Raw genomic sequence first — 4930 nt, 5'->3', positions numbered from 1 at the left:
GTTGCTGCTCTCGGCATGGGCCGAGCCGTCCGTGCCGAGGTAGCCGGCAAGCGCGGTGCTCCAGACGCGGTATTGGCCAACCTTCAAATCGCTGCCACTGGCGAACGGTGCGGCGGCTTGTTCGATCATCGCGTTCTGCCGCAAGAGATAACTCGCCGCATCGGCGTGAACCTGTCCGCCAACTTGAGATTCGACACCGCCCAGAGTGCCGGCGTCGATCGCCGATTGCAGGTAGTAGTTGTAGGCGCTGTAGGTGCCGGACAGCTCGGAGTTCTGCAACTGCCGCAGCAATTCGGCACCAGCGGCGGCGTTGCCGACCAGCCCGGCCTGCCCCGGCAAGCTGTTGTACTCGACCAGTTTGCTCCGCAGCACGTAAATGGTTTCCTGGGACAGACCGAGGCCCTGCTTGAGGTAGTTGTCCATGCTGCCGTACTCGGCGGCGACCTGGTCGAGACCGGCCTGCAAGTAACTGGCCTGTACCCCGAGCAGCGGCTCGTAGACAGCGGCCATGCTCGGCGGCAGCGCTTTCAGGGTCGCGGCGACACGGGCGGCGGTGTAGTCGTTGGTCGCCAGATAATTGGCCATGATCGTCGCCTCATCGACGCCAGCGATGCTCTGCAACACGGCGGCGGTCCAGCCGGTGCGGTCCTTGCCGGCGGTGCAGTGGAATAGCTGCGCGGCGTCGACACTGGCCAGCTCATTGAACAACTGGCCGAACTGCCCACGCATGCCGGCATCGCTGACGAACGCGCGGTTGGTGTCCTCCATCATCGCCACCGCTTCGGCGGCGCTGTGGAACGAGATATTGGTGATGTTCGCACCCGAGGTGGTGCTGCCGATGATGTCGATGTTGCGATAGACCGCGCCCGTGATCATCGTGTCGGGCGTAGCGGCGATTTCACTGGAAGTGCGCAGGTCGTAAATGGTTTTGATGCCGAGGCCATTGAGCGTCGCCAGATCCGCCGCCGACGGCGTCAATGCGTTGGAGCGGTAGAACACGCCGCTGCGCATCACGCCGTCGTGGGTGGTGGAGTACGCGGTGGTGATGCCGGCTATGTCGCGAAAGTTGTCGATGCCGGACAAGCGCGGCGTATCAAGGGTGACAGGCTCGGCCGCGTGGGCAGCGGCGATGGACAGGCTCAGAACGGACAGCGAACACAGAAGACGTTGGAACACAGTGCAGCCTCATGAAATCAGCGTTGGGCTGGTCACTATGGGCAGGCGAGTGGGAGGGAATATGACAGTTTCGGCTGGCGACAAAATGCCTGCGCGAATGGGCCGTGGGGTGCGTGATCGGTCCATCAATCCTGCTTGAATGTGTTGAAGATCCCTGTGGCAGCGAGCCTGCCCATGAAAGCGGCGTGTCAGCCGATTATATTCAAACTGAAAAAAAGCTTTCGCGAGCAGGCTCGCTCCCACAGGGTTTGGGGAAGTATCCGTTTTTTCAATTTGTCGCGCGCAATGCCAACCCCTTATAAGACTGCCATCACTTTCAAGAACAAGAGGCTGTACCCATGAGCAACGCCTGGAACGAAGGTTATTTCACCGACGAAGGCTACACCTACAGCTATAGCCGGGAGATCAATCCGGTGTTCCTGCGTTACTGCCTGTTGCTGCGCGGCTTTGCCACACTGGAAAGCAGCGACGGCGTGCACTGCGAACTGGGTTTCGGTCAGGGCGTGTCGATCAACATCCACGCCACCGCCAACCCGGGCTCGTTTGTTGGCACGGACTTTCATCCGGGTATGGCGGCCCATGCCATCGACCTCGCGACTGCCGCCAACAACGGCGCCCGCCTGTACGACGACAGTTTCGAACAGCTGCTGGCGCGCAACGATCTGCCGCAGTTCGACAGCATCAGCCTGCATGGCATCTGGACCTGGGTCAGCCGTGACAACCAGAAACTGATCGTCGAATTCGCCCGCCGTCACCTTAAACCGGGCGGCATGCTCTACGTCAGTTACAACTGCTTCCCCGGCTGGTCGCCGTCGGCGCCGCTGCGCAATCTGTTCAGCCTGCATGACCGTTTCGCCAATGCCTCGGCGCGCTCCGATGAGCGTATTGACGCCGCACTGGAGTTTTCCGAAGCGTTGCTCGCGGCCAATCCGAAGTATGCCGCTGCGGCACCAAGCCTGGGCGCGCGGCTGCAGAGCATCAAGGGCCAGGATCGTCACTACGTCGCCCACGAATATTTCAACCGCGACTGGAACTGCATGTACTTCGCCGACATGGTCGACGCGCTGGCCCCGGCCAAACTCGACTACGCCACCACGGCAGTGCCGCTGGACTCAATCGACCCGCTCAACCTGAGCGCCGAAGGCATGGACTTTCTGGAAACCATCGAACACCCGATCATGCGCGAGCAAGCGAGGGACTACTTCGTCAACCAGCACTTCCGCCGCGATCTGTACGTGCGTGGCGCGACGCGCCTGTCCGCTGCCGAACGCCGGGCGAGAATGCTGCACAGCCGTTTCGCGTTGCTGCAACCCTGGGAAACCGTGGCGGGCTCGGTCACCGGTCCTGCCGGCGAAGCGACCCTGCAAGCGGAAATCTACGGCCCGGTGCTCGATGCCTTGGCGGCGCAGAACTATGCGGCCAAATCCATGCGCCAATTGCTCTCCGAGACTGCAATGGCTTACGACGACCTCGAACAAGCCCTGGCCGTGCTGATCGGTATGGGCGCGGTCGCTCCGTGCCAGAGCGAGGCCGCCGAGTCGCAGGTCAGCGGTCGCTGCGCCGCGCTCAATCTGCAACTGTGCAAACGCTCGCTGTACGGCGCCAACATCCAGACCCTTGCCAGCCCGGTCACCGGTGGTGGCGTGACGGTCAGCCGCTTCCAGCAGTTGTTCCTGATCTCGATCAAGCAAGGCAAACAGCAGCCGGCCGAATGGGCGCAACTGGCGTGGGGGGTGATCAGCGAACAAGGTGAAGTGCTGGTCGACAATGGCCAGCCGCTGCTCACCGCTGAAGCCAACATCGCCGCGCTGACCGCACAGGCGCAGGTGTTTGCCGAGCAGACGCTGCCTGTGCTGAGGGCGCTTAAAATCGCTTGATTGCAAACGAACCAAGGTGGGAGCGAGCCTGCTCGCGAAAGCGCTGGATCAGCCGCCAAATCGGTGACTGACGTACCGCATTCGCGAGCAGGCTCGCTCCCACATTGGTCGAGGAACGTGGCTAAGCCAACCGTCCTGTTTACGGAACTTTCCGCCCTCTGCCGCCCGTCCTGCCACTCGGCAAAAAACGAAATTTCTGCTGCGCGCCCTCCTCACAAACTATGCATGCGCCAACGCCCACATGGGCAAGGCGCGATAGCCTGGTCTGAGGAAAATTTGAATGTTCATACATAACAAGCGACTTCAGTACACCGTTCGCGTGGCCGAGCCCAACCCGGGGCTGGCCAATCTGCTGTTGGAACAATTCGGGGGCGCCAATGGCGAACTGGCCGCAGCAGCGCGCTATTTCACTCAAGCCTTGGCCGAGGAAGATCCGGGGCGCAAAGACCTTCTGCTAGACATTGCCACCGAAGAGTTGAGCCACCTTGAGGTGGTCGGCTCGATCATCGTCATGCTCAACAAAGGCGCCAAAGGTCAACTCGCCGAGGGCGTTCAGGAGGAAGGCGAGCTGTATCGCGCGTTGAATGGCGCCGGCAATGACTCGCACATCACCAGCCTGCTCTATGGCGCAGGCGCTCCTCTGGTCAATTCCGCTGGCGTACCGTGGACGGCGGCCTACGTTGACTCGATCACCGAGCCGACCGCCGACTTCCGCTCCAACATCGCAGCCGAAGCGCGGGCGAAAATTCTCTACGAACGCTTGATCAACATCACCGATGATCCGGGCGTCAAAGAGGCGCTGGGCTTTTTGATGACGCGGGAAATCGCCCATCAACAGTCCTTCGAAAAAGCCCTGCATTCGATCCAGCCCAACTTCCCGCAGGGCAAACTGCCGGGCATGCCGGAGTTCACCAACAAGTACTTCAATATGTCTGGCGAGCCCAACGTTCGTGGTCCGTGGAACGAGGGCGGTGCGTGGGAGTACGTGGAAACTCCAGAGCCGGCAGTTGACGGCGGTGACGGTCTGGCGACCGTCAGCCTCCCTGCTGACGACGCAGAGGTCCTGGAAGCCATGAAGATCCGCACGGCGTCCGATCCACTCAGCGAGCCGGTGACCGGTGCTGATCTGGGCTCCGGTTACGTGCAAGGCAAAGATGTCTGAACCCCGTTCGGCGGCCCCGGATCGGGGTCGCCACTTGCTCAAGGTGATCAACATGAAAAACAGCAAAGTCCTGGCGCTGACCTCTGAACATTTTCAACGTTTGATGGAGCACGCATACGCCGGTTTTGAGCTGGACTGCAAACAGGCCTGTCGGGGATTGAAAGTCAGCATGGCGGTGAATGGATTTGGCCTGGGCACCCTGCTGCCGAATAATTTCGCTGAGGAGACTGCCGTCCCGCCAGCCGACGCACATCCAGCCGTCGAAGACGCCTTGCCCACGATGCCGGTGGTCGCCAAGCGCGTATTGGCGCAGCGCAACCGTTCCATCGACGGGGCGGAAAGTTTTCATCGGTAACAGGAGCGCGACATGAGAACGTATAAAAACCTGAGTTTCCCCTCAAGCCTGGGTGGCGCCCCGGGACTCCAGTTTATGCTGGGCTGTGCGATATTCGCCGGCGGAACGCTGATCCTGATGAGCGAACTGGCGGGAACCTTCTTTGCGATGTGAGCTTTGGTTCGCTATCGGCCATTCAAAACAGCACCGGCGCCGCTTCCCTCATGAAGATCTCAACGGTCTTCGGCCCTATCCCCTCGAACTCGGACAGGCGCTTCTCCAGCGCCTTACGATCCGCGCTCGCCGCCACGATATTAGTGACCTTGCCGGCGTACTCGCTGTTGAGCTTGTTGGCCAACGCGAGCAGTCGCGACGCCGTGC

Annotated in this window: 5 protein-coding genes and 1 pseudogene; 4 read left to right on the top strand and 2 right to left on the bottom strand. The window is 61.1% G+C overall.

From position 1 onward, the window contains the following. A partial coding sequence (locus tag OQK_RS22320; RefSeq protein WP_016774364.1) for a tyrosine-protein phosphatase occupies positions 1–1176 on the bottom strand: 1176 nt, incomplete at its 3' end. Positions 1177–1514: 338 nt separating this feature from the next. Here OQK_RS22320 and OQK_RS22315 point away from each other — a divergent pair. From OQK_RS22315 to OQK_RS30150, 4 genes are all read left to right on the top strand, one after another. After that, positions 1515–3053: a methyltransferase regulatory domain-containing protein gene (locus tag OQK_RS22315; RefSeq protein ID WP_016774363.1), complete on the top strand. Its 1539-nt coding sequence runs from the start codon at positions 1515–1517 to the stop codon at positions 3051–3053. A gap of 280 nt (positions 3054–3333) precedes the next feature. Next, positions 3334–4215 carry a manganese catalase family protein gene (locus tag OQK_RS22310; protein WP_016774362.1) on the top strand — a complete coding sequence of 294 codons (882 nt, stop codon included), beginning with the start codon at positions 3334–3336 and terminating at the stop codon, positions 4213–4215. Then, positions 4208–4570, top strand: a complete 363-nt coding sequence (locus OQK_RS22305) for a hypothetical protein (protein ID WP_016774361.1) — start codon at positions 4208–4210, stop codon at positions 4568–4570. The genes OQK_RS22310 and OQK_RS22305 overlap by 8 nt, the downstream gene beginning before the upstream one ends. Before the next feature lie 12 nt (positions 4571–4582). After that, positions 4583–4723, top strand: coding sequence for a hypothetical protein (locus OQK_RS30150; protein ID WP_016774360.1), 141 nt, complete (start codon positions 4583–4585; stop codon positions 4721–4723). Between the two features lie 22 nt (positions 4724–4745). Here the strand turns inward: OQK_RS30150 and OQK_RS22300 are convergent. Beyond that, positions 4746–4930 (bottom strand): annotated as a pseudogene (locus OQK_RS22300) (DNA methylase); the annotation flags it as partial.

Origin of the sequence: Pseudomonas sp. R62 (assembly GCF_000257605.1) — a bacterium.
Taxonomy (GTDB): domain Bacteria; phylum Pseudomonadota; class Gammaproteobacteria; order Pseudomonadales; family Pseudomonadaceae; genus Aquipseudomonas; species Aquipseudomonas atacamensis.
Note: the sequence above shows the minus strand (reverse complement) of the source record. Positions and strands in the feature narration are given on the sequence as shown.